General features: G+C 28.4%; 22 protein-coding genes and 1 pseudogene. 20 read left to right on the top strand and 3 right to left on the bottom strand.

Annotated elements, in window-relative coordinates; genetic code table 11:
- The first annotated feature begins 4 nt into the window (after positions 1-4).
- From JJC02_14450 to JJC02_14420, 7 genes are all read left to right on the top strand, one after another.
- Positions 5-205 carry a hypothetical protein gene (locus JJC02_14450; protein UDN54085.1) on the top strand — a complete coding sequence of 67 codons (201 nt, stop codon included), beginning with the start codon at positions 5-7 and terminating at the stop codon, positions 203-205.
- A gap of 337 nt (positions 206-542) precedes the next feature.
- Positions 543-1,889 carry a glycoside hydrolase family 55 protein gene (locus JJC02_14445; GenBank protein UDN54084.1) on the top strand — a complete coding sequence of 449 codons (1,347 nt, stop codon included), beginning with the start codon at positions 543-545 and terminating at the stop codon, positions 1,887-1,889.
- A 25-nt stretch (positions 1,890-1,914) separates the two neighbouring features.
- Positions 1,915-3,315: a glycoside hydrolase family 55 protein gene (locus JJC02_14440; protein ID UDN54083.1), complete on the top strand. Its 1,401-nt coding sequence runs from the start codon at positions 1,915-1,917 to the stop codon at positions 3,313-3,315.
- 163 nt (positions 3,316-3,478) lie between these two features.
- Positions 3,479-4,915: a glycoside hydrolase family 55 protein gene (locus JJC02_14435; protein UDN54082.1), complete on the top strand. Its 1,437-nt coding sequence runs from the start codon at positions 3,479-3,481 to the stop codon at positions 4,913-4,915.
- 335 nt (positions 4,916-5,250) lie between these two features.
- Positions 5,251-6,195 carry a DUF1848 domain-containing protein gene (locus tag JJC02_14430; protein UDN54081.1) on the top strand — a complete coding sequence of 315 codons (945 nt, stop codon included), beginning with the start codon at positions 5,251-5,253 and terminating at the stop codon, positions 6,193-6,195.
- 152 nt (positions 6,196-6,347) lie between these two features.
- Complete coding sequence (locus JJC02_14425) at positions 6,348-7,280, top strand: TDT family transporter (GenBank protein ID UDN54080.1); 933 nt, start codon at positions 6,348-6,350, stop codon at positions 7,278-7,280.
- Positions 7,281-7,385: 105 nt separating this feature from the next.
- Positions 7,386-7,853 (top strand): C_GCAxxG_C_C family protein, encoded by a 468-nt coding sequence (locus JJC02_14420; protein ID UDN54079.1) that lies wholly within the window; start codon positions 7,386-7,388, stop codon positions 7,851-7,853.
- Between the two features lie 253 nt (positions 7,854-8,106).
- On the opposite strand, the gene JJC02_14415 is transcribed toward JJC02_14420, so the two are convergent.
- On the bottom strand, positions 8,107-8,961 hold the full coding sequence (locus JJC02_14415; GenBank protein UDN56429.1) for a sugar uptake protein: 855 nt from the start codon (positions 8,959-8,961) through the stop codon (positions 8,107-8,109).
- Between the two features lie 165 nt (positions 8,962-9,126).
- On the opposite strand from JJC02_14415, the gene JJC02_14410 reads away from it, so the two are divergent.
- The 10 genes from JJC02_14410 to JJC02_14365 all read left to right on the top strand — a co-directional run bounded on the left by JJC02_14410 (position 9,127) and on the right by JJC02_14365 (position 21,158).
- A complete protein-coding gene (locus JJC02_14410; protein ID UDN54078.1) occupies positions 9,127-11,091 on the top strand; it encodes a transcription antiterminator in 1,965 nt (654 codons plus the stop codon).
- Positions 11,091-11,549, top strand: a complete 459-nt coding sequence (locus tag JJC02_14405) for a PTS sugar transporter subunit IIA (protein UDN54077.1) — start codon at positions 11,091-11,093, stop codon at positions 11,547-11,549. Before JJC02_14410 ends, JJC02_14405 begins: the two co-directional genes overlap by 1 nt.
- Before the next feature lie 2 nt (positions 11,550-11,551).
- Positions 11,552-11,872, top strand: coding sequence for a PTS fructose transporter subunit IIB (locus JJC02_14400; protein ID UDN54076.1), 321 nt, complete (start codon positions 11,552-11,554; stop codon positions 11,870-11,872).
- 15 nt (positions 11,873-11,887) lie between these two features.
- Entirely contained in the window at positions 11,888-12,988 is a 1,101-nt protein-coding gene (locus JJC02_14395) for a PTS fructose transporter subunit IIC (GenBank protein ID UDN54075.1), read from the top strand.
- A gap of 29 nt (positions 12,989-13,017) precedes the next feature.
- Positions 13,018-15,618, top strand: a complete 2,601-nt coding sequence (locus JJC02_14390; protein UDN54074.1) for an alpha-mannosidase — start codon at positions 13,018-13,020, stop codon at positions 15,616-15,618.
- Positions 15,619-15,911: 293 nt separating this feature from the next.
- Entirely contained in the window at positions 15,912-16,244 is a 333-nt protein-coding gene (locus JJC02_14385; GenBank protein ID UDN54073.1) for a helix-turn-helix transcriptional regulator, read from the top strand.
- Between the two features lie 143 nt (positions 16,245-16,387).
- Positions 16,388-17,665, top strand: a complete 1,278-nt coding sequence (locus tag JJC02_14380; protein UDN54072.1) for a redoxin family protein — start codon at positions 16,388-16,390, stop codon at positions 17,663-17,665.
- A 122-nt stretch (positions 17,666-17,787) separates the two neighbouring features.
- The gene (locus JJC02_14375; GenBank protein UDN54071.1) at positions 17,788-19,176 is read left to right on the top strand and encodes an NAD(P)/FAD-dependent oxidoreductase; all 1,389 of its coding nucleotides are present in this window, start codon (positions 17,788-17,790) and stop codon (positions 19,174-19,176) included.
- A gap of 278 nt (positions 19,177-19,454) precedes the next feature.
- Positions 19,455-20,168: a DUF434 domain-containing protein gene (locus tag JJC02_14370; protein ID UDN54070.1), complete on the top strand. Its 714-nt coding sequence runs from the start codon at positions 19,455-19,457 to the stop codon at positions 20,166-20,168.
- Positions 20,169-20,288: 120 nt separating this feature from the next.
- Positions 20,289-21,158: an SH3 domain-containing protein gene (locus JJC02_14365; protein UDN54069.1), complete on the top strand. Its 870-nt coding sequence runs from the start codon at positions 20,289-20,291 to the stop codon at positions 21,156-21,158.
- Positions 21,159-21,336: 178 nt separating this feature from the next.
- On the opposite strand, the pseudogene JJC02_14360 reads toward JJC02_14365, so the two are convergent.
- Both JJC02_14360 and JJC02_14355 read right to left on the bottom strand, forming a co-directional pair.
- Positions 21,337-21,468: pseudogene (locus JJC02_14360) on the bottom strand (lactaldehyde reductase).
- A 146-nt stretch (positions 21,469-21,614) separates the two neighbouring features.
- Positions 21,615-22,391, bottom strand: a complete 777-nt coding sequence (locus JJC02_14355) for an IclR family transcriptional regulator (protein UDN54068.1) — start codon at positions 22,389-22,391, stop codon at positions 21,615-21,617.
- 418 nt (positions 22,392-22,809) lie between these two features.
- Here JJC02_14355 and JJC02_14350 point away from each other — a divergent pair, with 418 nt between their 5' ends.
- From JJC02_14350 to JJC02_14340, 3 genes are all read left to right on the top strand, one after another.
- A complete protein-coding gene (locus tag JJC02_14350; GenBank protein UDN54067.1) occupies positions 22,810-23,784 on the top strand; it encodes a 2-keto-3-deoxygluconate permease in 975 nt (324 codons plus the stop codon).
- 97 nt (positions 23,785-23,881) lie between these two features.
- A complete protein-coding gene (locus JJC02_14345) occupies positions 23,882-24,187 on the top strand; it encodes a UxaA family hydrolase (GenBank protein UDN54066.1) in 306 nt (101 codons plus the stop codon).
- A 155-nt stretch (positions 24,188-24,342) separates the two neighbouring features.
- Entirely contained in the window at positions 24,343-25,503 is a 1,161-nt protein-coding gene (locus tag JJC02_14340) for a UxaA family hydrolase (protein UDN54065.1), read from the top strand.
- The last annotated feature ends 7 nt before the right edge of the window (positions 25,504-25,510 follow it).

Below are 25,510 nucleotides of genomic sequence, written 5' to 3'. Positions count from 1 at the left end.
TAAAATGAAAGTAGGGTACATAAAGAATAGTAGTGAGATATTGTGTTGGACTCCTGAAAATGGAGATTCTGGTATCTTATGTAATTCTACTGGTAAAGATGGAATAGCTTTAGCAAAATTCTCTTTTTTAAAAGGTTCTAAGGCTAAAGCATTTTATTGTAATAAATGTAATAAGTGTATAATTGATATTGATGATAATATCTAAAGAAGAGTCACTCTGAGCTGAACTATACCCACTGTTTTAGACAGTTTTACATATTTCAACTGTTTCCTAAGAGGGGGATAGTTTAGAATGAGTGTTTTTTTATTGGTATTAAATCATATTGATACAAAGCTTAACTATTTTAATCATTATATAAAATTTGTATTGAAAAATTAAGAATAACTTAGCAATAGTGGAAAATATAATTAAATTATAATTATATTATAAAAATGAAAATTGTCCTCTCAAAATTCCAAAAGAGAGTAAAAGTCACTTCAGTTATAGTCAAAAAAATTTGTTTCTGTAAAAATAATTTAACTCTAAAGAGGAGGAATTAATCATGAAAATTGAAACTAAAACTCCAGATTGGATTAATGTACTGGAATTAAACAGTAAAATAGACATTACTGGAAAATATGATGTAAGTAATATGATACAAGATATTGTTTCTGATAAGTCATTAGAAGGTTCCATTATATACTTTCCAAAAGGCAATTATTTATTTGAAGAAGGTATTAAAATTGGTCAGCAAATAACACTTCAAGGAGATTCTTATTATGGAGGAGATACTCAATTATCAAATTCAGATAGCAAACAATCAATCATAGGAACAACCAATTTTATAACCCGAGGAGTTTCTAATATGAGCATTATTACATTGACAGGAAAAAGTCAATGTATCAAAAATATTAATTTTTATCACGATAGTCATGATATAGAAAAAATATTACCTAAAAATGTATCTGCTATTAAAGAGTATGAAGGAACACAATGCCTATCTCATTTTGAACACCTGTTTATTTCTGGATTTTCAGGGACAGGAATTGAGATTCCAGATTATTCAACTGGCAATGATATTATTGTTACTTCATGTGGTCTTGGTATGAAGATAGGAGAAAAATCGATGCTTTCTAGTAGCAAGATTTACGAATGTAAAAATGGAATAGAGATTACTACTGGTGTCAGTTTAAATAATGTGAGAATAGAAGAAATAAGAGAAATCGGTATAAATAATAAAGGATTTGGTTTTAACCTTATTATGAATCTTATAGTAGACCAATGTGGATATTGTGGATTTATGTTTGAAAAAATGTACCATAGCCAGATAACTGCAAGAATTACTAGATGTGGTCAGTATTATAAAAATGTTGATTATGATACTTATGAGAATATGCAAGGTAGAAAAGAAGAAGCGTATTCCATTTTTTATGGAGATATTTTAGAGAATTGCAATATTGTATTGATGAATAGTAATATTGATACTTTAGAAAGTGATTCACTTAATGAACATAAGATATATGTAATCAAGGCAAATGAAACTAACAATATAATGTTAACATGTTTTGCTGAAGCGGATGACTTTATACATTGTGCAAAGGGCAATTTATTATTAGAAAATGGTAGAAATACTTATAAATTTTATAACGGTGAGATTTGTTCTGTAGGAGGTGTTCAAATTTCTGATATAGACGAAAAAGATTTAATTAAGATAATTGAAAACACTCTGTATATAGATGATGGAGGTAAGTATTTAATGGTTCCTAGATTAAAAAAGAATACTGTAATATATTCAGTGCTAGATTCGGCAGAAGAAATAAATAAATTACATGGAGGAACATGGGAGCAGATTGATGTAAAATCATTGGCTGGGGAATATATGTACTATTATAAAAAGATAAAAGATTAATTATGAAACTAGGAGGTAGTGAGTAATGGAAGAGCCTATAATAATTAAAGATACAAGTGGTTGGATTAATGTCATAGATTATGGAATTTGTAATGATGAAACAAAAGATGTAAGTTTCAGGTTGCAAGAAATTATGGATACTGCACCAGAAGACTCTATCATATATTTTCCAAAAGGAAAATATTTATTTGAAAATGGTGTTAAGATTAAGAAACGATTAACTTTATGTGGGGATTCTTATATTTTGGCAAATGTTCCTAAAAACACCGCTGGAGTAACACAGTTTACTTTTAAAGGAATGAAAAGCCCTAAAAGTGAAAATGTAGCAATTATAACAGTAAAAAGTGTAAGACACTGTATTAAGAGTATTTGTTTTTATTCAGATAGTTGTTATAGAGATATGACACCTAATCATGAACCTCCAACAGATGGAAAACCTAGATTCCACCATGATGTAATCATTAATTATAGAAATATATCAGCTGTTGTATGTGAAGATAAACAGGGAGAACCAGGTCATTATGAAAACCTCTTCTTTAGTGGTTTTTCTGGAAGTGCGCTTGACATGCCTAATAATTCTACAGCAAATGATATTACGGTTTTTACATCAGGGCTTGGAATTAATACAGGAGAAAATTCAATTATTGCTAACAGTAAGGTTTGGGGTTGTGTTGATGGAATGATAATTTCTACTGGAACTTTTATAAATGGTATGAGAGTGGAAGAAATAAAAAAAATTGGGATTAAAAATATTGGTAGAGGTTTAAACTTTATTACAAATGTTACAATTGACCAATGTGGATATTGTGGATTTTGGTTTGATTCTATTTCCAATGTTCAAATATCAGGAAATATCACAAGATGTGGGCAATATTATTATGATGTAAGTTATGATACTTATTTAGAATTAGGCAGTAGAGCTAAAGAAGCATATTCTTTACTTTATGGAAATTTATTGGAGTCAAGTAATATAGTTTTGTCAAATACCAATGGAGATAACTGGGAAGATTTCAAAGAAAATAAGCATAAGGTGTATATTATAGAGGCACTTGAAACTAAGGGTGTACTATTAACATGCAATATAGATGCTACTGATTGTATTATTAGGTCAGAAAAAGGAAATCTAACATACAATAATACGCGACAAACTGTTAGATTTTATAATGGAAGATTAAGTAGTATCAACGGGATTGGTATATCTGAAGAAGATTATGAAGATAAAGTCAAGATAAAAGATGGAAATATATATATAAATAGTAAGGACAAAATTATTAAAATGCATAAACCAGAGGTGGGTGACATTATGTCAACAACTCTTAAAAATAAAAATACACTTTCTGCTCATTATGGAGGAACATGGGAGCAAATTGGCGAAAAAGTAGAGTTTGGAATAACTGTATATTATTATAAGTTGATAGAAAAATAAGAAAATATGTAGTATTTGGATAGAAGTGTTTTATTAATGAGTTAGTTACTATGGTCTAAAGGGTTTGGTGATAGTGTAAATTGAATAATATAAAAAATTGATTTGCTACTAATGGTTCATAAAATTTTGATATTAAGTAAATTAGAAAGGAATATATAGTATTATGGAAGGAAGAACTGGGGTTAAAGATGGAAGATGGATTAATGTAGTAGAAAGAGGTGTTAAAAATGATGGTATGTATAATGTAGGTCCTGATTTGCAGGATATTATTGATGAAATAGAAACAGATTTTTGTGTCTTGTATTTTCCAAAAGGTAAATACTTATTTACAAGTGGTGTTAAAATTAACAAAGAAATTGTATTGCAAGGTGATTCTGATTCATCTACAGAGGCTACGCAATTTATAACACGTGGAGTAGAAAATATGAGCATTATTACATTGACAGGGAAAAAACAATGTATTAAAAATATAAATTTCTATTCTGATAGTTGTGAGATAAAGGTTAATGATGAACCTCCAACAAAAGGTAATCCTAAATATCATTATGAGATGATTATTAATAAGAATGAAAAGAATGTTGAGATGAATAATGTATCGGCAATCATGTATGACAATAGTAATAATATGATTAACGGTCTAGGACATTATGAAAATATCTATATAAGTGGTTTTTCGGGGACAGGAATTAGGATACCATACTACTCAATTGTAAATGATATTACAGTTTCATCTTGTGGTTTAGGTATTGATACAGGAATAGACACAATTATTTCTAATAGTAGAATCTCTAAATGTCAAAATGGAATGAGGATTAGGACTGGTACTAGTATAAATAATGTAAGGATTGAAAAAATACAGAAAGTTGGTCTTATAAGTAGTCAAGTTAAGAATTATGAGGGATATGGAAGTTATAAAATTAATAATATTACTATTGACCAATGTGGGTATTGTGGTTTTTCATTTGATTCAATGAAAGGTAGTTACTTTTCTGGTATTATAAGAAGGTGTGGACAATATTATTATAATACAGATTATGACACATATCTAAATATAAAGGGTAGGGTAGAGGAAGCATATTCTTTATTTTATGGAAATTATTTTACAGAATGTAATATTAATTTAGTCAGTGATAATAAGGACAACTGGGATGATGGATTAGAATATAAACATAAAGTTTATGTATTTAAAACTTTTCAAATACCAAAGTTAACATTGAGATGTAATATAGATGCCTACGATTATATCGTTAAATCGGTACATGGAGGAGGTAATTTAATGTTACAAAATAACTTTAACAATTATATATTTATTGACTCATCTAGTCCAGAAATTATTAATGGAATTAACTTTAATTATCAAAAAAATGGAAACTTGTTACGGTTAAATAATGGTAGGTTGAGTTATAAGAATGGAAATGAAGAAATAGCTGTATTCAGAGCTAATTATGGTCTTATTGTAGCATCAACAGATTCAGAATGTGAACAGATAGAAGCTAGCTATGGAGAAAAATGGGAGAAGCTTGGCTCTGAAGTAATTGGAAAAGAAACAGTATATTATTATAGACATCATGAACCAGATAAAACAAACCAACTACAATAAAATTGTATTATATAATGATATAAAGTTTTAATATATAGTGTTTACCTTTAAGGTGATATTGATATAATTGTAGAGTATTAAATTTATTAAAAAGTAAAATTGTAGGGTGCTTAAAAATAGCACCTTTTTTAGTTTTATTATAAAATTAGTTTTAGAAGTTTAGGAATAATATATATTTATTTTTAAAGAGTTATAAACTTATAAGGATATTTTAAATGCTAGAAATAAACCAATAAATCATACTGGAATTATTTTAAAGGTTTTGATTAAATTAAGTACTTGGAGCTATAATTATGTTAAAATATATTAGAACATAATTATTATGGAGGTTAAATATGATAGTAAGCGTGAGTAGAAGAACTGATATACCTGCTTTCTATAGTAAATGGTTTTTTAACAGACTTGAAGAAGGTTTTGTCTATGTTATTAATCCAATGAATCCAAAGCAGGTTAGTAAGATAGAGTTAAATCCACATACTGTCGATTGTTTTGTATTTTGGACAAAGGATGTAACTCCAATGATACATGATTTAAATAAATTAAAAGACTATAAATATTATTTTCACTATACTATAACATCATATGGCAAAGAAGTAGAGACACGTATTTTAGATAAAAGAAAGGTAATAGATTCATTTAAGGAATTGTCTAGAAAAATAGGCAAAGAAAGAGTAATTTTAAGATATGACCCAATTTTTTTAAGTGAAAAGTACACAGTAGATTATCATATCGAATCATTTGCAGCCTTATGTAATCAGATTGATGGATTTACAGAAAAATGTATAATAAGTTTTATCGATTTATATAAGAAAACAAAATTTAATACTAAATCATTACATATAAAGCAGATAGAAATTAAAGAAATAGAAATATTATCAAAAGAGATTTCTAAGATTGCTCATAAACATGGTATAACACTTGAAATGTGTTCTGAAGAATATAATTTAAGTAAATTTGGGATTGGAAAAAGTAAGTGTATTGATGATAGGTTAATATCAAAAATTATAGGTAATGAAGTAGATGTAAAAAAAGATAGTACACAAAGAGATATTTGTGGATGTGTTAAAAGTGTCGATATAGGGCAATACAATACTTGTAGACATTATTGTTTGTATTGTTATGCTAACTTTAATTATACGAAAGTAGAAGAAAACTGTAGGCTTTATAAAGAAGATAATAAATTACTTATAGGTACTTTAAGAGATGATGCAAAAATAAGCATTAGAGATATGAAGACTGTTAAAATAGATAAGAATAAACAAATTAGTATATTTGATTAAAAATAAATATATTAAGAATATAGATACTTGTAATAATTAAATTAAACTTAATAGATATTTTCTATATAAAAAAGGTGGTCATAATATGTCAATTTGACCATCTTTTTTATATAATTAAAACACAAATAATTTAGTAACAAAGGAGGCATAATTTGAATTTACTAAAGAAATATCCTATACCTATTGCAAGTTTAATTTTATCAATATTTACTTTAGGTAACTTATTACAATCTTATAGTGAATCATTACATAGTGTAATTGGATTTATAGGATTTATTTTATACGCAATTTATATAGTTAAAATAATATTGCTTAGAAAGGGAGTTAAAGAGCAGTTAGAAAATCCTTTAATTTCAAGTACATTTCCAACTATAACAATGGCAACAATGATATTTGCTACATATGTAAAACCACTATCTTTAGAGTTAGGTATTATAATTTGGGGAATAGGAATTGTGGGGCATATGGTATTGATAGTCATGTTTAGCAAGAAATTCTTAGTTAAATTCTCAATAAAATCAGTATTTCCATCTTGGTATATAGTCTATGTTGGAATAGTTGCAACCAGTGTTACAGCACCAGCATTTAATCAATTTTTAATTGGTAAGATTGCTTTTTGGATAGGATTTGTATCTTATATAGTTCTTATACCAATAGTTTTAAAAAGAATATGGATAATCAAGGAAATGCCTGAAGCATCTTTGCCAAGTATAGCTATATTAGCAGCACCAGGGTCACTATTATTGTCTGGATATATTAATTCTTTTTCCGATAAAAATAGCGTGATGTTATACTTGCTATTTATACTGTCAATGGTATTTTATATTATAGTTTTAGGATACTTACCAAAATTATTAAGATTGCCTTTTTATCCAAGTTTTGCTGCATTTACATTCCCTATGGCAATAAGTGCTATGGGTGTGAAACTAATGAATGGTTATCTAACTAAATTAGGTCATCCTGTAAGTTGGGTTTTATATGCTTCTAAACTAGAAGAAATAATTGCTACAGTGATTATTTTATATGTTTTAGTTTTATTTATTATATATCTTAGTAAATCAGAAACTACATCTAAAGCTAAATAAAAATTATTAAATATAAATATTTAATAAAAATATTAATATCGATAGATAGAAGTAACATTAATTCTAGAGGTTTAATTTAGCTTAATTTTATTGGAGGATAAACAAATGAAAACAAAGGAAGAATATTTAAAAGAGGTTAGAACAATATCAGAAGAATACTTTAGAAAGGGAGAGTTTTTTTGTTCTGAAGCAGTTCTTCAAACGATAAATGATGCTTTAGGACAACCTTTGAGTCCAGAGATAACTAAGTTAGCATCAGGATTTCCAATAGGGATTGGAAAATCACAATGTCTTTGTGGAGCAATATCTGGAGGTGAAATGGCCTTAGGTATTGTATATGGAAGAGTTCATGGTGAAACTATGAATCCAAAGATGTTTGAATATGCTAAGGATTTACACGATTATATTAAAAAGGAATATGGTGCAACATGTTGTAGAGTTATTACAAAGAAGTGGGATGGTGATAACTTTATGTCTCCTGAAAGGAAAGAACATTGTATTAAAATAACAGGTCAAGTTACAGAATGGGTTGCAGATAAACTTATAGAAGATGAAAAACTTAATATTAAATAGCAGAATAGTAGATTATGAATTTTTAAAGTCAAACTTACTCATAGTGTAGATTACTTAGCACTTTAGTTACGGTAGAAAGTTTTATAAATTTTTAGCATATGTATTTAATGAAACAAATATTCCTTTAGAGAGTAGTTTAGTTTCATAAATACATATGTTATTATTTTAAGGATATAACTAGATTTATTTAAAATAAATTGAACCAGTTAATTTATATGTATAAAAATATGCATAGATTTGTGTGAATAAATACCTATTTTATAATACTCAACATAAGGACACCAGACATGATTAATATTATGCCAATAAAAATAGCAAGCCATTCTTTTTTATTCTTCTTCTCTTTAAATAATATAATCCCCCCTAAAGTAGCTACTATTACACAGCTTTGAGAAATAGAAAAACTTATTGTAACTCCCAATACATTAGTCGTTATAAACATACCTAAATTTGCTATTGACCACAATATTCCAGTAACTAAATTGAATAAAACATTTTTTTTATATACAATCTCTTTAGAAAAATACTTAACAATAATAAATGAAGTTATCAACATACCAACAGATTGTGGTAATATAATTCTGTATCCTTCGATTGAAAATATTTGATTAGTTATAACATATAATGATAAAAATAAAGAGGATAATAATACAATTCCGACACATTTTAACATATTGTTATCGGCAGATTTTTTAGTTTGATAATTTGTAAGAAGTATACCAATTATTATACAAAATATCGATAAAGAACCAATCAAGAACATTTTAGAACTAGTCCACTCATTAAATAAGATTACAGCTAATAATGTTGTAAAAGTTAATTGTGAACCATTTGAAATCGGCATTACCTTAGATACACTAGAAATTTGGATTGCTTTAAACTGCATCAGTTGACCTAAACTCCAGAATATCCCAGAAATCATACTTATATAAAATGAAAAAAATGTAATTTCAGGATGTATAACCAAAATTATTATAGTGGAAAATATAAACGCACTTATGGAGGTACCTAAAAGTTGTTCATAAGGAGAACTCTTCTTTAGATTTGCAACTATGGGCATTAATCCCCATCCCATTACAGGAAGTAAAGAAATAATTATTGTTAGCATTAGGTTATTTCCTTTCATATTAAATTTAGACAGCTTTTAATTTATCATCTAAAATCAAAGTGTTCAATACATAAAAATTACCGTATTTAATCAGGAAATATTAGTAGTTTTTTAGAAAAACATTTTCCATTAAAATAAAGACAAGGGGAAGGAGCAAAATTGAAAATGTTAACTGATATGATTCAAAATCGTGAAATTAAAATAATAAAGTTTTTATTAAAAGAAGGTCATACAACTGTAAAAGCAATAGCAGATGATTTAGATGTTTCAGAAAAAACAGTTTCAAAATCTCTTAAAGAAGTACAAGTAGTGCTTAAAAAGATAGGTCTTTCTTTAGTGAGAAAACCTAAGGTAGGTGTTTATATTGATGGAGATTTAAAAAAAATACTTCCTTACCTAGATAATAAAGGAAGTCAAATTCCTACAACCAGACAGGAGAGGGTTATTTATATATATTCAGTACTGTTAAAAAGTAATGATTATATTACTATACAACAACTTTCTGACGAACTATATATAAGTCGTGGAACTATTGAAAGAGATTTAGCCGAAGTTGAAAAACTGCTAAAAAATGAAGGAATTTCCATATATAAAAAACCTAGTAAGGGAATAAAGTTAAATATAAGTGAAAGAGATAAAAGGCAACTTACTGCTAAGTTTATACATAAATTTTGGAGTAGAAACTGGTATATTAAGCAAGAGCAAGAAAGCTTTTATCAAGCATTTGAAAAGATACAAGCAGATGTAAATGGTATTTTTTCTGAAGATGATTTATCTATAATTATAGATATTCTTAGGAACTTCAGTAGAGAAAGAGAATTTGAGTTTTCTGATTATGAATTTCAGTCATTGGTTATTCATCTAGCCATAGCAGTAGAGAGAATTAGAAGAGGTGAATATATAGAAGAAAGTTTGCATACTGGGAATATAGAAAATAATCAAATGTTAAATACCAATTATTTAGCAACACAACTAGAGGAGAAGTTTTCTATATTATTGCCAAAATCTGAAATTGGATATATAAATCTACATTTAGTAGCAGCTAACCAACATAGAGATACTACTGAATTAAAAAATACTTCAGTTAATCCTTATGAGACAAATACAAATAATATCTCAAATCTTCGAGAAATTATTAAAAATACATTGTATGAGACAGCCTATGACAAGGATTTGATTGATGGATTGACTACGCATGTCCATTCATCAATAAATAGATTGACATATGGGCTTAGTATTAAAAATCCATATGTAAATACAATTAAACAAAACTTTTCTTTATCATTTGAACAAGCTTTAGATTTAAAGAAAGTAATTGAGTTTATATATGATATTAGGATAAATGATGATGAATGTGCTTATATAGCACTGCATTTTGAAGCTTTTAGGGAAAGAATAAAAGAATTTCCACAAAGTATTAGAGTAATTTTGGTGTGTAGTACAGGACTAGGTTCATCTAGATTATTATCTGCAAGAATAAAAAAATATTTCCCTAGGATAAAAATTGAAAAAATACTTTCTGTGCAAGAATTAGTATCCAGTAAAATTGATGCAGACTTAGTAATAAGTACTATTTATTTAGAGTTAGAAAATATTCCAACAATAGTAGTTAGCCCTATTTTAAACGAAAGTGATATAAGAACATTAGAAAGGAATATACAGAATATTTCAAGAAATACTTATAAGAAATATAAATCTTTCAAAAATTTAATATTTGAAGAAAACATTTTATTAAATATGGAAGTTTCAAATTATGAAGATGCAATTAAATGTATAACAGGTAACTTGGTAAAAAAAGGTTTTGCAAAAGAAGGTATAGCTGAAAGTGCAATTGAGAGAGAACGTTTATCTTATACATCTTTTCAATCAATAGCTACACCTCATGCTAGTCCTAGCTATATTAAAAAATCTAATATATCTGTTGCAACTTTAAAAAATCCTATTATATGGGGAAGTGAAAATGTAGAAGTTATTTTCTTTATTTCATTAGAAAATGACAAAAACTTAGAGCTTGATGAAATATATGAAGTTTTTTATGATTTCATTGACAATAAAAAAAATATAAATGACATATTAAGTGCAACTTCACCAAAAGAAGTGTACGATTTGCTAATGGAGGAGAATATATAGTGAAAATATCAGATGTATTGAAAAAAGAACAAATTGTTTTTAATCTTAATACAATTACAAAGGAAGAAACAATAAAAAAATTAAGTAGTATATTTGTTGAAAATGGGATTGTGGATAATGAAGAAGAATATGTTAAGTCTGTTTTAGAAAGAGAAGAACATGCAACTACAGGTATTGGTAATGGTATTGCTATTCCACATGGAAAAAGCAATGCTGTCAAGAAATCTTCTATCATATTTGCAAAAACTAAAAATAAGATTGAGTGGGATGCTTTAGATGAAAAACCAGTAGATAATATTTTTTTACTGGCTATAAGTAATATTGATAAGGATAGTAATCATCTTGTATTATTATCTAAACTGGCAACTAAGCTTATGGATGATGATAATGTGGATGCACTAAAATTAGCTAATTCAGCACAAGAAATAATTAATATATTTAATGAAGGAGAGATGTAGACATGAAAAGAAAAATTATAGCAGTAACAGCATGTGCAACAGGAGTTGCACATACATATATGGCAGCACAAGCATTAAAGAAAGCTTCGAAAAAGATGGGACACCTTATAAAAGTTGAAACACAAGGAGCTACAGGTATCGACAATGAATTAACTGCAAAAGATGCACAAATTGCAGAAGTAGTAATATTTGCAGTAGATACTAAAGTTAGAAATGCTGAACGTTTTGAAGGTAAAGAAATATTGGAAGTACCAGTTAATGCTCCTATAAAGGATGCAGAGAAAGTAATAAATGATGCACTAAAGTTAATTGACACTAAATAAATGGGGGGAAATATAATGTTAAAAAAGATAGTCTCTGAGTTAAAAAAGCATGTCTTAACAGGAATTTCATATATGATTCCATTAGTAATTGCAGGAGCTATGATAATGGCAATATCTCGTGTAGGTGGTTCTTTCTATAACATACCAGATATATGGGATGCAAAATATGCAGAAAATGCTAATAGTATTGTAAGAATATTACATGATTTAGATGGCTTTGGGGGAACTGCTTTAGGATTAATGTTTCCTGTAATTGCTGCATTTATAGGATTTTCTATAGCAGATAAATTAGCTATAGTACCAGGTCTTGTTGGTGGGATGATTGCAAAAGATATAGGGGCAGGTTTTTTAGGTGCTTTGGCAGTTGGTTTAATAGCAGGATACACATGTTTATTTATTAAAAATCATGTCAAGTTACCAAAATCAGCAGCTTCAATAGTTCCAATATTTATAGTACCGGTCTTTGGAACCTTAATCACTGTCATATTAATCAATTATGTTATAGGTATTCCTTTTGCAACATTAAATACAGGATTAGAAAATTGGTTAAATGGGTTATCAGGCACAAATCAGATACTAATGGCAGCGATTATTGGAGCTATGATGGCGGTTGACCTAGGTGGACCAGTTAATAAAGCAGCTTTGACTACTTCACTTGCATTATTAACAAGTGGAATTTATGCACCTAATACAGCTGCAATGGTAGGAATCGTTATACCACCATTAGGATTAGGTCTTGCTACTATATTGGCAAAACAAAAATATAATAAGCAGTTACGTGAAGCTGGTAAATCATCTCTTATAATGGGGCTAATTGGAGTAAGTGAAGGAGCAATTCCTTTTGCAGTAGAATCTCCATTAAAAGTAATACCTTCATGTGTAATTGGAACTGCAATCGCTTCAGCTATGGCAGTTGGCTTAGGTTCAGTAAATGCAACTCCAATTAGTGGATTTTATGGGTGGTTTACAGTAGAAAACTGGCCAATGTATATATTATCAATAGCAGTTGGAACAATAATTGTGGCTGGTTTAGTTATAGTATTACGTGGAAATCCAGTTATTGAAGAAGATGAATTTGATGATGAGGATTTTGACGAAGCAGAGTGGGAAGCTTAAATTTAAATATAAAGAACAGAGGAGAGTAAATGATAAAAGCGCATATTGTTAATCATACACACTGGGATAGAGAATGGTATTTTACCTCTGGAGATGCATTAGTACTTAGTGAACAACTATTTACAGATATCATTGACGAACTAGAACGTAATCCAGATGTAAGTTTTGTACTTGATGGACAACTTTCTATTTTGGATGATTATGTACAATTACACAAAGAAAAGATAGAAATTATTAAAAAGTTAATAAAAGAAGAAAGATTACATATTGGACCATGGTTTACTCAAACAGATGCATTCTTTGCTAGAGGAGAGTCTATCTTAAGAAACTTAATGATTGGAATTTTTGAAAGTAAAAAATATGGTAAGTATATGAAAATTGGGTATTTGCCAGATACATTTGGATTTAATGCCCAGATGCCTATATTATTAAAGCATGTAGGTATTGACAATATATTCTTTTGGAGAGGTATACATCTTGGTAAACAAGTTCAATCACCATATTTTAAATGGAAAAGTTTAAATGGAGAAAGTTATATATATGCTGTAAATATGCCACATGGATATGGAACTGGTATGCTGTTAGAACCTTCATCAAAGTATGTTAATGGACGTTTAGACCCAGCTATTGATTTTATTAAATCATATAGTGATGTAGATGAAGTATTAATACCTTCAGGAAATGACCAGCTAAATATAATTGGTGATTTTAAGAATAAAATTAAAGCGATTAATGACATTGGAAAGTATTCATATATAACAAGTTCATATCAAGCGTTTTTGAAATATGTAAAATCCATAGAGTCATTAGAAAGTTATAGAGGTGAATTTAGAGAGCCTGTACTGGCAAGAATACATAAATCAATTGGTTCTAGTAGAATGGACATAAAATTAGCATGTGACAAACTAGAAAATAAGCTGATTAAAAGAATAGAGCCGTTATTAGTGATTGCTAAAAAGAGCAAAATTGAAATAAGCAATCAATTACTTATAGATACATGGAAAAAACTTTTAGAAGGACAAGCACACGATAGTTTAGCTGGATGTGTAACTGATACTGTAACAGATGATATTCTTCACCGTATAAGAGAAGCAAATGAAATATGTGACAGTATTGAAAATACTATTGTTAAAAAAATTTCAGAAGGTCTAAAACTATCTAAAAATGATATTTTATTATTCAATACAGAAGCTAAAATTTTTAATGGATATAAAGAGATACAAGTTATAAGTGATAGTAAAAATATTTGTTTTAGAGATAATTTAGATGCAACTATAATTGAAGAAACTTATGTTAAGCCAAGAGAAAACGTATTAGAAGAAACACCTGCTGGTAATATATTTATTGAAGAACCAGGTTATTATATATTAAAAGTAAGAATAAATGTAAAGCTTCCTGCACTTGGATATAAAGTTATTAGTTTTGAATCGAGTAATGAAGAGATGTTGTCACTTAATAAATCTAATGATACTTTTATATCTAATGATAACTATAAGGTAATATATAAAGATGGAGCCTTAAATTTACAGCTTAAAGATGAAACTTATATATCAAACTTTTTAACATTAAGGGACAGTGGAAATGCTGGAGACACCTATGATTTTTCTCCATTGAAAGATGATGAGGATATAAAACTATTATTTGATAAAGTGTCTACAGAAAAAACTTTAGGATATGAAAAAATAGTGGTTGAAGGTACTACTTTGCTACCATTGACACTAGAAGATAGAAAAAACAAACATCTTAATGGAAAATTAAATGTAAAAGCGAGTATTATCTTATCAAAAGAGAATCCATTGATAGATATAAAACTTTGTGTTGATAATACAGTATATAGTCATAGACTACGTGTTCATGTAAAAACTGGTATAAAAGATAATAAAAACATAGCATCATTACCATTTGGATACATAACAAGAGAAAATGGAGTTTTAGACAACTGGGAAGATATTTATAGTGAAATGCCTGTAGATTTAGAGCCTTTGGAAAGCAATATTACGCTGACAAATCAAAATAGAAGTTGTACTGTATTTACTAGAGGAATAAAAGAGTATCAACATGTTGAAGATGAAATTGCATTGACCTTGCTTGCTACTACAGATGAACTAGGAAAGCCGGATTTATTATATAGGCCGGGGCGTGCTTCTGGTGACACAACTAAAAAGGGTCATATAAGAATTAAAACCGAGAAAGCCCAAATACTTAAAGAAGTAGAATTTTCATTTGCAATATATATGAGTTCCAAACCATTTGATGAATCAGAAGTTGCAAGTTTAACTCATAATTATCTACAGGAATGTGTAAATTATCAATTACAAGACTACAATTTCTTTTTATATCGTATAGATAATAAGATTCAAAAATCAATTGTTGAAAAATCTGTAAGTAGAGAATTGGAAATAATATCTTTACCAGAAAACTATCTTGTGTCAGCCTGTTATCCTTCTTACTATAGTAAAGAAAAATTTGTAATAAGATTGGAAAACCCAACTAGTAAGAAAATAATATTAGATGAGCAAATATTTAAAAGAAGAAACGGGAAAATAGTAAATGCAATAGAGGAATTAGAAGAAGAACAAGTATATGAAATAGCACCTTTTGATGTTGTTTCAATATTATTAGATTTATAAATGTAAGAATAAGTTTATTATTCAAGTGAGTGTCTCAAGATGAACTTTTTAGTTTATGAGGCACTCTTTTTTGTATGAAATCAAAGATATTTTTATGTAGTTACAAAAAAGTGACCAATTGTTATGTATTTATAAAACTGATATATTAATTATATAAGACTTAAAATAGTTGGTTGTATGAGTATATACAATAAAAATTTTAATTAAGTAAAGATAGGTGTATTTATGGAGTTTGTAAATACACTTCTATAAAAGCTTATCTAATAATTAAATAAAGAAAAGAGGAGAATAAAATGTACAACATAGATGATATGATATATGATTGTCCAGTAGAGGCTTTATCAAGTATATTGGGTAAAAAGTGGGTAGCTATAATAATATGGGAAATACAAAAAGATAAAAAACGATTTGGAGAGTTGCAAAGAGCTATACCAGAATGTAGCAAGAAAATGTTAACTCAACAATTAGATTTTTTAATTGAACAAGGAATTATAGTCAATCAAAAAAAGATGGTTAATAATATTGTAGAGTCAACGTATTTTTTAAGTGAATCAGGATTACTGTTACTTCCTGTTATGGAAAAAATGATTATGTGGAGCAATAAAAATTTAAATTGTAATAAATAAATCATAGAATTTGTTCTCGAATTAATAAGGATTCAATTAAACGATGAGTATAAAAAGGTATTAAAGTTACATAATTTTTTAATTAGATTCTGATTTGAAAATAAGATTGTAATATTGAAAACAAAATAAGGAGGAATTTTAGTTTGCAAAATGTAAATTTATTTTTAGTATTTATAGAAGGTATAGTATCTTTTTTTTCACCATGTATATTGCCAATCTTACCTATTTATTTGAGTATATTGTCAAATAGCAGTGTAGATAATCTAAAAGAAGGAAAGACAAGCTTTATAGGAAGTTCTCTATTTAAAAATACTATATTCTTTGTTCTTGGAATATCAACGACATTTTTTATATTAGGTTCATCAGTAAGAGTATTGAGTATGTTTTTTAATGAGAATAAAGATTTAATAATGTTCATTGGTGGGATTATAATTATTATCATGGGATTATTTTATATGGGAATAATTAAATCTTCAATATTAAATAGAGAAAAAAGATTTAATGTGAAGTTTAAAGAAATGAAAGCAATAACAGCTTTTTTATTAGGTTTTACATTTAGTTTTGGGTGGACACCTTGTATTGGTCCAATATTGGCATCTGTATTAGTAATGGTTTCAAGTTCAAGTAATCATCTTAGTGCCAACCTTTTAATAGCAGTATATACTGTTGGATTCATTTTGCCATTCATAATTACAGCTATGTTTTACAGTAAACTATTTAAAGCTATAGATAAAATAAAGTCCAATATGGAAATTATTAAAAAAATAGGTGGACTTATACTTATAGTGTCAGGTATATTGATGATGGTAAATGGGTTTGGAAGTATAAGCAAACATTTTAATATGTCACAAAATAGTAAAATTGAAAGTAAGCAAGAAGAGAATAAACGAGAAAATTCTAATGATAAAGAAGAAAACTCAAGTAATAATGATAGTCAAAAAAACTCTAATAATGAAGACAATGATACAGGGGCTAATGATGAAGATAGGATAAAATCTATTGATTTTACTTTAACAGACCAATATGGTAAAACACATAAATTAAGTGACTATGAAGGTAAAGTTGTATTCTTAAATTTCTGGGCTACATGGTGTCCTCCATGTAAAGAAGAAATGCCTCATATAGAACAATTATATAAAGACTATAAGAAAAATAATGAAGATGTAGTAATCTTAGGAGTAGCTTCACCTAACTTAGGTAGAGAGGGTTCAAGGGAACATGTTGTTAACTTCTTAAAAGAACAAGGATATACTTTCCCAGTTGCGCTTGATGAAGATGGAGCATTAGCATATCAATATGGAATTAATGCTTTTCCAACTACATTTATAATTGATAAAGAAGGATATGTAACTCAGTATATTCCAGGAGCTATGGATAAAGAGACTATGGCATCTTTTATTGAAAATCAGAGAAACAAGTAAATTAAAATCTTTAAGTATAAACTTATAAATAAATGTAAGGTTACAAAAAAGTGCCTAATTGTGCTATCCATATAATCTTGTTATAGTAAATGTATAAATAACACAGGAAAGGGTTGAATTATATGAAAAAAACATTTGATGCAATAATAATAGGATTTGGAAAAGGTGGAAAAACATTAGCAGGAGATTTGGCAAACAGAGGATTAAAAGTAGCCTTAATAGAAAAGTCAAACAAGATGTACGGTGGAACTTGTATAAATGTGGCATGTATACCAACTAAAAGCTTGGAGAATTCAGCAAATAGTGTAAAGGCAAAACATATAAATTCTTGGGATGAAGCTCAAGTTGAGTATGAGAAAGCTATAGATAAGAAAGAAACTTTAATTACAAAACTTAGAGAAGCTAACTATAATAAATTAAATTCAAATGACAATGTAACTATATTTACAGGAATGGGAACTTTTATTGATGAAAAGACGGTTCAAGTTAAAAATGAAACTGAAATTTATGAGTTAGTAGCAGATAAGATATTTGTTAATACTGGCTCAAGACCATTTATACCTAATATTAAAGGTGTTGATAATAAGAATATAGTATATGATAGTGAGTCTCTTATGAATCTAAGAACTCTACCTAAAAAAATGACAATAATAGGAGCTGGTTTTATAGGTCTAGAGTTTGCTGGTATTTACAGTTTATTTGGAGCAGAAGTTACAATACTAAATTCCAATAATGGTATTTTACCAAATGAAGATACTGAAGACTCCGAAGAAATAATAAAATTACTTGAAAAGAGAAATGTAAAAATTATAAATAATGCAAAGATAAAAGAGATTAAAGAAGTTTCTAAATTAGCTATAGTAGAATATGAAGTAGATGGTAAATTTAAAGAATTAGCAAGTAATATGATACTTGTGGCTACAGGAAGAAAGGCAAACACTGAAGGTCTAGGATTAGAAAATGCAGGTATAGAATTAAATGAAAGAGGATTTATTAAAGTATCAGATGCTCTTAAGACTAATAAAGAGCATATATGGGCTATAGGAGATATAAATGGAGGTCCACAATTTACTTACATTTCATTAGATGATTATCGTATAATTATTAATCAGCTATTTGGAAATAAGACTAGAACAACTAGCGATAGAAAAAATATACCAAATTCTATATTTATAAGCCCAGCATTCTCAAGAGTTGGACTTAATGTTAAGCAAGCTAAGGAAAAAGGATATGAAGTATTAGTAGCAAAGATGCCAGTTGAAGCAATTCCAAGAGCTAAGCAGATTGGTAAGACAGATGGGTTTATAAAAATTGTAATAGACAAAAAATCAAATAAGATACTTGGAGCTACTATGATATGTGAAGATTCAAGTGAGATTATACATTTAATTCAATTAGCTGTAGATTTAGAAGTAGAGTATACATACTTAAGAGACCGTGTTTATGCACATCCAACTATGACAGAAGCTCTTAATGATATTCTATCTCCTAATATGATAAAAGAAGTATAGTATAAATTTAATATATAAAGCCTAAAATTATCATTATAAATAGATTTTATAGAAAGGATACTACAATAAATTATTAATAGTATCCTTTTTATGTTGCAAAGTTATAAATATAATGTAGAATTTATTATTTTGTATTATAAATTGGAGTTAAATTGTATAATTTAAATATTGGATAATTTAAATGGATAAGAAATAGCATCAAGAATTATTTTAAAAGTTTAAATACTCCATATTTAATGTAATAGGGTGGGATGTTTAAAGTAAGGTGGTGAAATTATATGAATAAGGTATCTAAAAGAGGTTTTGATGTGAGTGATAAAAGGTGGTTTTCGAGTAAAGAATTAATAAGGCTTATAAAAGCAAAGGAAGAAATCGAATGGTTAATAAATAGGGATTACAAAATAGACCCAGTTGTTACCTTTGTTGGTGATAGATACCAGTTTTCTATAAGACAAAGAGATGCATTAAAAAGGGCAGTATGTACTAGTGAAAAAAATATGATAAGACAATCAAAGAGGATTTCTCTAGATAAAATCAAAGAAGGAATTATGCATATAGATGGTTTTAATTTGATAATAGCTATAGAGGTAGCGTTATCTGGTGGGACTTTAGTAATAGGCAGTGATGGCAATATAAGAGATTTAGCAGGTCTTAGGGGAACTTATAAGATTATAGATAAGACAGAAGAAGCTTTGAATTTGATTGGGAAATTTTTTAATAAATACAATGCACAGAATCTTAAATTTTACCTAGATGCTCCAGTTTCTAACTCAGGGAATTTAAAGTATAAGATATTGGAACACGCCAAAACTTGGGGAATTGAAACTGAAGTAGAACTAGTAAAAAATGCAGATGTTGTGCTGGAAAAGTTAGATAGAGTAGTTAGTAGTGATGCAGTTATAATTGATAAGTGTATAAGTTATTTTAATGTAGCTAGAGGTATAATTGAAGAGTATATTAAAGATTGCAATATCGTAAATTTAAATAAATAGATGAATATAAGTGAGAATATATAAGTATATATGTAGCAATATTACTAGTATATACAAGCAAAGTTTGAAAATAAGAGAACGAATACGTATCGAATTTCATAAAATGTTGTAAAAAGACATATGAGAGGATGGATATGTGTGAAATTAACTAAACTAAATATTAAAAAATACAGAGCACCTATATATAAATATGCTTTAGCAAATGTAAATTTGAGGTCTGCTAAATCTACTAATTCAAGTATTATAACTGTAATACCTCAGGGAGCTAAAATGGAGGTATTAGATGAGGAAGATGACTGGATTAAGGTGATGTACAATTCTCAAGAAGGATACGTGTATAAGGATTTGATATCAGTAAGTAAATATGCTTGGAGTAACTTAAACTTAAGAGAAGATAAGTCTACAACTTCCAATATAATTACAGTGATTCCTGAAAAATCTAGGGTTGAGGTCATTCAAGCAGATGGAGATTGGAGTAAGGTTGTATATGACGATAAAACAGGATATGTTTTTAATTATTTCTTATCAACTGATGGAAATAAACCCAATGAATTAGATTATAAGGATTTTTATACTGATATGGTTAAATTTGTTAATGGAAATAATATTAAAAGTACTAGCGATTATCTAATTGTAACAGACCTTAGAAATAAATATACTTATATTTTTAAGAAAGATAATGGAGGCTGGGGACAACTTTATAAGTGGCAATGTACCATAGGTAAGCCTGAGACTCCAACTATAACAGGTATGTTTTATATAAGTGGAAGAAAACCTTCTTTTGGGACAGATGAGTATTCAGTTAAGTATGCTACTCGAATTAAAGGTGGATATTACTATCATTCTGTACTATATGATTCAACAGGAAGTTATATAATAGACGGCAGACTTGGTGAAGCTCTTAGTCATGGATGTATAAGATTAAGTACGGAAAATGCAAAGTGGATATACGATAATATACCAGATACAACAACAGTCATAATTCATTAAGAAAATGTTTAAGTTGTTTATTAGGGTAATGATTCTTAAATAAGTAAGATTATATACTAGCATCTGATAAAGAGTACAATTTAAAAAATATAATAAGAGAGTGCCATTAACAAAATAAAGCTATTTTAAGGCACTCCCTCATAAATATACATGATTAATTTGGGGTAGGTTGTTATACTTAAGATATTTTTATAAACAGTTCTATAATCTTGTCTTTATCAAAGAAAACAGGATTAGCTCCAGCAAAAGTGTCTTTCATAGAGTTTTCTGCAAGCAATTCAAAATTAGGGTTATCAACGCCTACATCTTTTCCCAAGTAATATTATAAAAAACAAAGTTACTGTAATTAAGTCAGCAACTTTGTTTTTTATTGTACAAATCAAATAAATACATTAGTTTAAAATAAAACTTTTGATTATTACGATTTTTAATATACCTTATATACAAGATATTAATCTAATTTATTACAATGTCTTCATTGCGTTCTTCCATCATTGATTGAATATTTTTCTGAGCATTTAAAAGTAATTTTTTTATCAGTTCTATTTTTTCTTCACTAGCTCTAAATAATGGTAGTGTTACACTAACAGCAGCTCTTATACATCCATTTTTTCTTATTGGTACAGCAATACATTTTAGGTGTTCCATTGACTCCTCACATTCTGAAGCTATTTGTGTTTTCTGAACTTCAAGAAGCTGGTCATATAAAACATTGAAATCTGTAATTGATTTTTCAGTAAAGCCTTTTAGACCATCTGGATATAAACTTATTAGCTTTTCCTTGTCAAAATCACATAAAAGAGCTTTGCCAAGACCTGTACAGTTAGCAGGTATTTTTTTTCCAACATAAGAAATAAGTCTAATTGGTTCTGGAGAATCTACTTTGCCAATATAAAGAACTTCATTATTGTCAAGTATACCAAGCTGACAAGTCTCAGAACAAGAATTAACTATATTAGTCATTTCGTCAATTATATAGTTAAAAATAGTTCTTTTTTCAAAAAATGAAGACCCTAATGTGTAAGAACGTATCCCTATAGAATATTTGGATGTGTTTTTATCAATAGTAATATATTTTCTAGCACTAAGTGTATGAACTATAGGAAAGATGCTACTTTTTGGAGCATTGATAGCATCTGCTATTTCTGTAAGAGTATATCCATTTTCGGATTCTGCTAATGCTTCTAAAATATCTAATATCCTAGCTGTTGGGCGATGATTATCTGAAGTCATAAATTTCCCCCTCTTTTTATTAATTTAAAGTATTAGAATATGTTGATTTTAGCACAATATGCAATATTTTACAATGTAGAAAATAAATATGTAGATTTGAATATAAATGAGTTCTTAATTCAAACACAGATAGATATTTTTTTAGAAGGTTATACATTAAAAATTAGTTTTTAAATAATTTGTATTTTTACATATAATGAAGTCATTTGATAATACACAATATATTATCAGATAATTTGAAAAAATTTTGACAAAAATTTATTTTTTTATTGACTCATAAATAGGAAAATGCTATCATTAACTCAAAGATTCGTAATTAAAAACTTAGTTCTTAAATACGAACCAAAACGGCCGTTAGAATTAAAGCTAAAAACTTAATAAGAGTAATTAAATATCATGTTTTAGGAGGAGTAACTTTATGATAATGGATTTTATTAAAAAAATTCCTGCAGGTATGATGATAGTGCCAATGTTTATAGCAGCTTTCATTAATACCTTTTGTCCAGATATTGTGCAAATAGGTTCATTTACGACAGCAGTATTTTCAAGTGTTGGGTCTGCAACTATAATTGGGGTTCAACTGGTATGCTTGGGAACTCAGCTTCAATTTAGAGAAATGCCAAAAGTTTTAAAAAGAGGTGGTATACTTCTTGGTTCTAAATTTGCTATAGGAGCTTTAATAGGTATACTTATAGGAAAATTATTTGGGATGGATGGAGTACTTGGTCTTACAACTTTAGCAGTTATAAGTGCAGTTACAAATAGTAATGGTAGTATATATCTTTCACTAATGACTTCATATGGAGATGAAACAGATTGTGCAACTATGAGTTTACTTACTTTAAATGATGGTCCATTTTTTACATTAATAGCTCTTGGAACTTCAGGTCTTGCAAATGTACCTTTGATGTCATTATTAGCTGCAATAGTGCCAATACTTGTTGGTATGATAATAGGTAATTTTGACAAAAAAATGAAAGAGTTTTTGGAACCAGGATGTAATTTACTTGTACCTTTTGTAGGATTTGCACTTGGTAGTAGTATAAATCTTGCAAGTATACTAAAAGGAGGTTTATCAGGAGTACTACTTGGATTAATATCTGTATTTGTAGGAGGTATATTTATAGTATTCTGTGATAAATTTATAGGAAAACGTCCAGGATATGCAGGATGGGCTGTAGCTACAACTGCTGGAAATGCAATTGCTGTACCTGCTGCTGTTGCATTAGTTGACACATCATGGCAACCATATGTTGCAACAGCGACAACCCAAGTGGCAGCCGCAGTAGTTGTCACTGCAATATTAGTACCTCTTATAACTAGTTGGTGGGCTAAGAAGTATGGATGTCCTAAGTTTCCAAAACAAAATGAGGATGGGACAATAACAGCTTAATTCATATTACAATGAACTGTTGTTGAAATAGTAAATTCTTTAATTAGATTTTAGGATGCTAATAAAATTATATTATTTATAAAGGAGAACAAGAATAATGATAAATGCAGTGATAATTGATGAAAAAGATAATGTTGCAGTAGCTATTGAAGCAATAACTAAAGGTAGTGAAATTAGTTTTAAATTAAAAGATAAAACAATAAAAACTATTACAGCACTAGATGATATAACCATTTATCATAAATTGGCTATAAAAGATATGACCCAAGGTGATAAAGTTACTAAATATGGTGAGCATATAGGAGAAGCAAATCAGGAAATAAAAAGTGGTCAACATGTACATATTCATAATGTTAGAAGTGTTAGAGAGGACTTGGATAAACAAGTTATGACTAATATATAAAATAATATTTATAGAGTTATAAAAGTTGTATTCATTGCTTTTAGTATTGAATAGTTGTTAAATAGGACTTTAGCTGTTTAATTAGTGAGTGTAATAAAAATTATAATATATGAAAATTATAAAAAGTATATAAACTATTTTAGGAGGAAATCGGTATGAAATTTTATGGATATAAAAGACCAGATGGAAGAGTTGGCATAAGAAACCACATATTAATATTACCTACTAGTGTGTGTGCATCAGATACGACTAGAATAATAGCATCACAGGTTCAAGGTGCAGTTACCTTTAATAATCAAAATGGATGTTCACAAGTACATTCAGACCAACAATTAACTATGGATGTTATGGCTGGTTATGCAGCAAACCCAAATGTATATGGTGTAATAGTTGTATCTTTAGGATGTGAAAATTGCCAAAATGATTTGGTAGTTGATGCAATAAAAGAGAGAACGAATAAACCGATAAAAACTCTTGTAATACAGGAAGAACATGGAACTTTAAAAACTATAGAAAAGGCTGTTCGTTATGCTAGAGAAATGGCGCAAGAGGCTTCTTTACTTAGAAAAGAAGAATTTCCAATATCTGAACTTATACTAGGAACTGAGTGTGGTGGGTCTGACCCAACAAGTGGATTAGCTGCAAATCCACTAATAGGTGAATTAAGTGATAGACTTGTTGATTTAGGTGCAACATCAATTTTAAGTGAAACTACTGAATTTATAGGTGCGGAACATATATTAGCTAGAAGAGCAGTGAATGAAGAAGTAAAAGAAAAAATATTGCATATAGTACATAGATATGAAAATTCATTAAAATTGGTTGGGGAAGAAGTTAGAGAAGGTAATCCATCTCCTGGAAATATAGCTGGTGGTTTGACAAGTTTAGAAGAAAAATCGCTTGGTTGTATACATAAAGGTGGTCATAGACAAATAAGTGAAGTATATGATTATGCTAAACAAATTGATAAAAAAGGTCTTGTTATAATGGATACCCCTGGAAATGATGCTTCATCTGTTGCTGGTATGGTAGCAGGAGGAGCACAAATAGTAGTGTTTAGTACAGGAAGGGGAACTCCATCAGGAAATCCAATAGCTCCAGTAATAAAAATAACTGGGAATAAAATAACTTTTGCAAATATGGAAGATAATATGGATTTTGATGCTAGCCCAGTTATATATGGACCACAAACAATGGAAGAATTAACAGATGATTTGTTAAATATGCTTGTAGATGTAGCAAATGGAAAACAATCAAAAGCAGAGTCTCTTGGATATACTGAAATGGCAATAGCTAGAGTATGTAACTATGTATAATATTTAA

Source organism: Clostridioides sp. ES-S-0054-01 (assembly GCA_021561035.1).
GTDB lineage: Bacteria > Bacillota > Clostridia > Peptostreptococcales > Peptostreptococcaceae > Clostridioides.
The sequence above is the reverse complement of the archived record's forward strand: the minus strand, read 5'-3'. Positions and strand labels throughout refer to the sequence as shown.

What these genes read in the sequence shown, in the direction of transcription:
- JJC02_14365 (UDN54069.1), top strand. Translation starts at nt 20,289, where the DNA reads ATGAGAGGATGGATATGTGTGAAATTAACTAAACTAAATATTAAAAAA.
- JJC02_14395 (UDN54075.1), top strand. Translation starts at nt 11,888, where the DNA reads ATGTTAAAAAAGATAGTCTCTGAGTTAAAAAAGCATGTCTTAACAGGA.
- JJC02_14420 (UDN54079.1), top strand. Translation starts at nt 7,386, where the DNA reads ATGAAAACAAAGGAAGAATATTTAAAAGAGGTTAGAACAATATCAGAA.
- JJC02_14410 (UDN54078.1), top strand. Translation starts at nt 9,127, where the DNA reads ATGTTAACTGATATGATTCAAAATCGTGAAATTAAAATAATAAAGTTT.
- JJC02_14445 (UDN54084.1), top strand. Translation starts at nt 543, where the DNA reads ATGAAAATTGAAACTAAAACTCCAGATTGGATTAATGTACTGGAATTA.
- JJC02_14400 (UDN54076.1), top strand. Translation starts at nt 11,552, where the DNA reads ATGAAAAGAAAAATTATAGCAGTAACAGCATGTGCAACAGGAGTTGCA.
- JJC02_14450 (UDN54085.1), top strand. Translation starts at nt 5, where the DNA reads ATGAAAGTAGGGTACATAAAGAATAGTAGTGAGATATTGTGTTGGACT.
- JJC02_14435 (UDN54082.1), top strand. Translation starts at nt 3,479, where the DNA reads ATGGAAGGAAGAACTGGGGTTAAAGATGGAAGATGGATTAATGTAGTA.
- JJC02_14340 (UDN54065.1), top strand. Translation starts at nt 24,343, where the DNA reads ATGAAATTTTATGGATATAAAAGACCAGATGGAAGAGTTGGCATAAGA.
- JJC02_14355 (UDN54068.1), bottom strand. Translation starts at nt 22,391, where the DNA reads ATGACTTCAGATAATCATCGCCCAACAGCTAGGATATTAGATATTTTA.
- JJC02_14370 (UDN54070.1), top strand. Translation starts at nt 19,455, where the DNA reads ATGAATAAGGTATCTAAAAGAGGTTTTGATGTGAGTGATAAAAGGTGG.
- JJC02_14430 (UDN54081.1), top strand. Translation starts at nt 5,251, where the DNA reads ATGATAGTAAGCGTGAGTAGAAGAACTGATATACCTGCTTTCTATAGT.
- JJC02_14345 (UDN54066.1), top strand. Translation starts at nt 23,882, where the DNA reads ATGATAAATGCAGTGATAATTGATGAAAAAGATAATGTTGCAGTAGCT.
- JJC02_14415 (UDN56429.1), bottom strand. Translation starts at nt 8,961, where the DNA reads ATGCTAACAATAATTATTTCTTTACTTCCTGTAATGGGATGGGGATTA.
- JJC02_14385 (UDN54073.1), top strand. Translation starts at nt 15,912, where the DNA reads ATGTACAACATAGATGATATGATATATGATTGTCCAGTAGAGGCTTTA.
- JJC02_14375 (UDN54071.1), top strand. Translation starts at nt 17,788, where the DNA reads ATGAAAAAAACATTTGATGCAATAATAATAGGATTTGGAAAAGGTGGA.
- JJC02_14350 (UDN54067.1), top strand. Translation starts at nt 22,810, where the DNA reads ATGATAATGGATTTTATTAAAAAAATTCCTGCAGGTATGATGATAGTG.
- JJC02_14390 (UDN54074.1), top strand. Translation starts at nt 13,018, where the DNA reads ATGATAAAAGCGCATATTGTTAATCATACACACTGGGATAGAGAATGG.
- JJC02_14440 (UDN54083.1), top strand. Translation starts at nt 1,915, where the DNA reads ATGGAAGAGCCTATAATAATTAAAGATACAAGTGGTTGGATTAATGTC.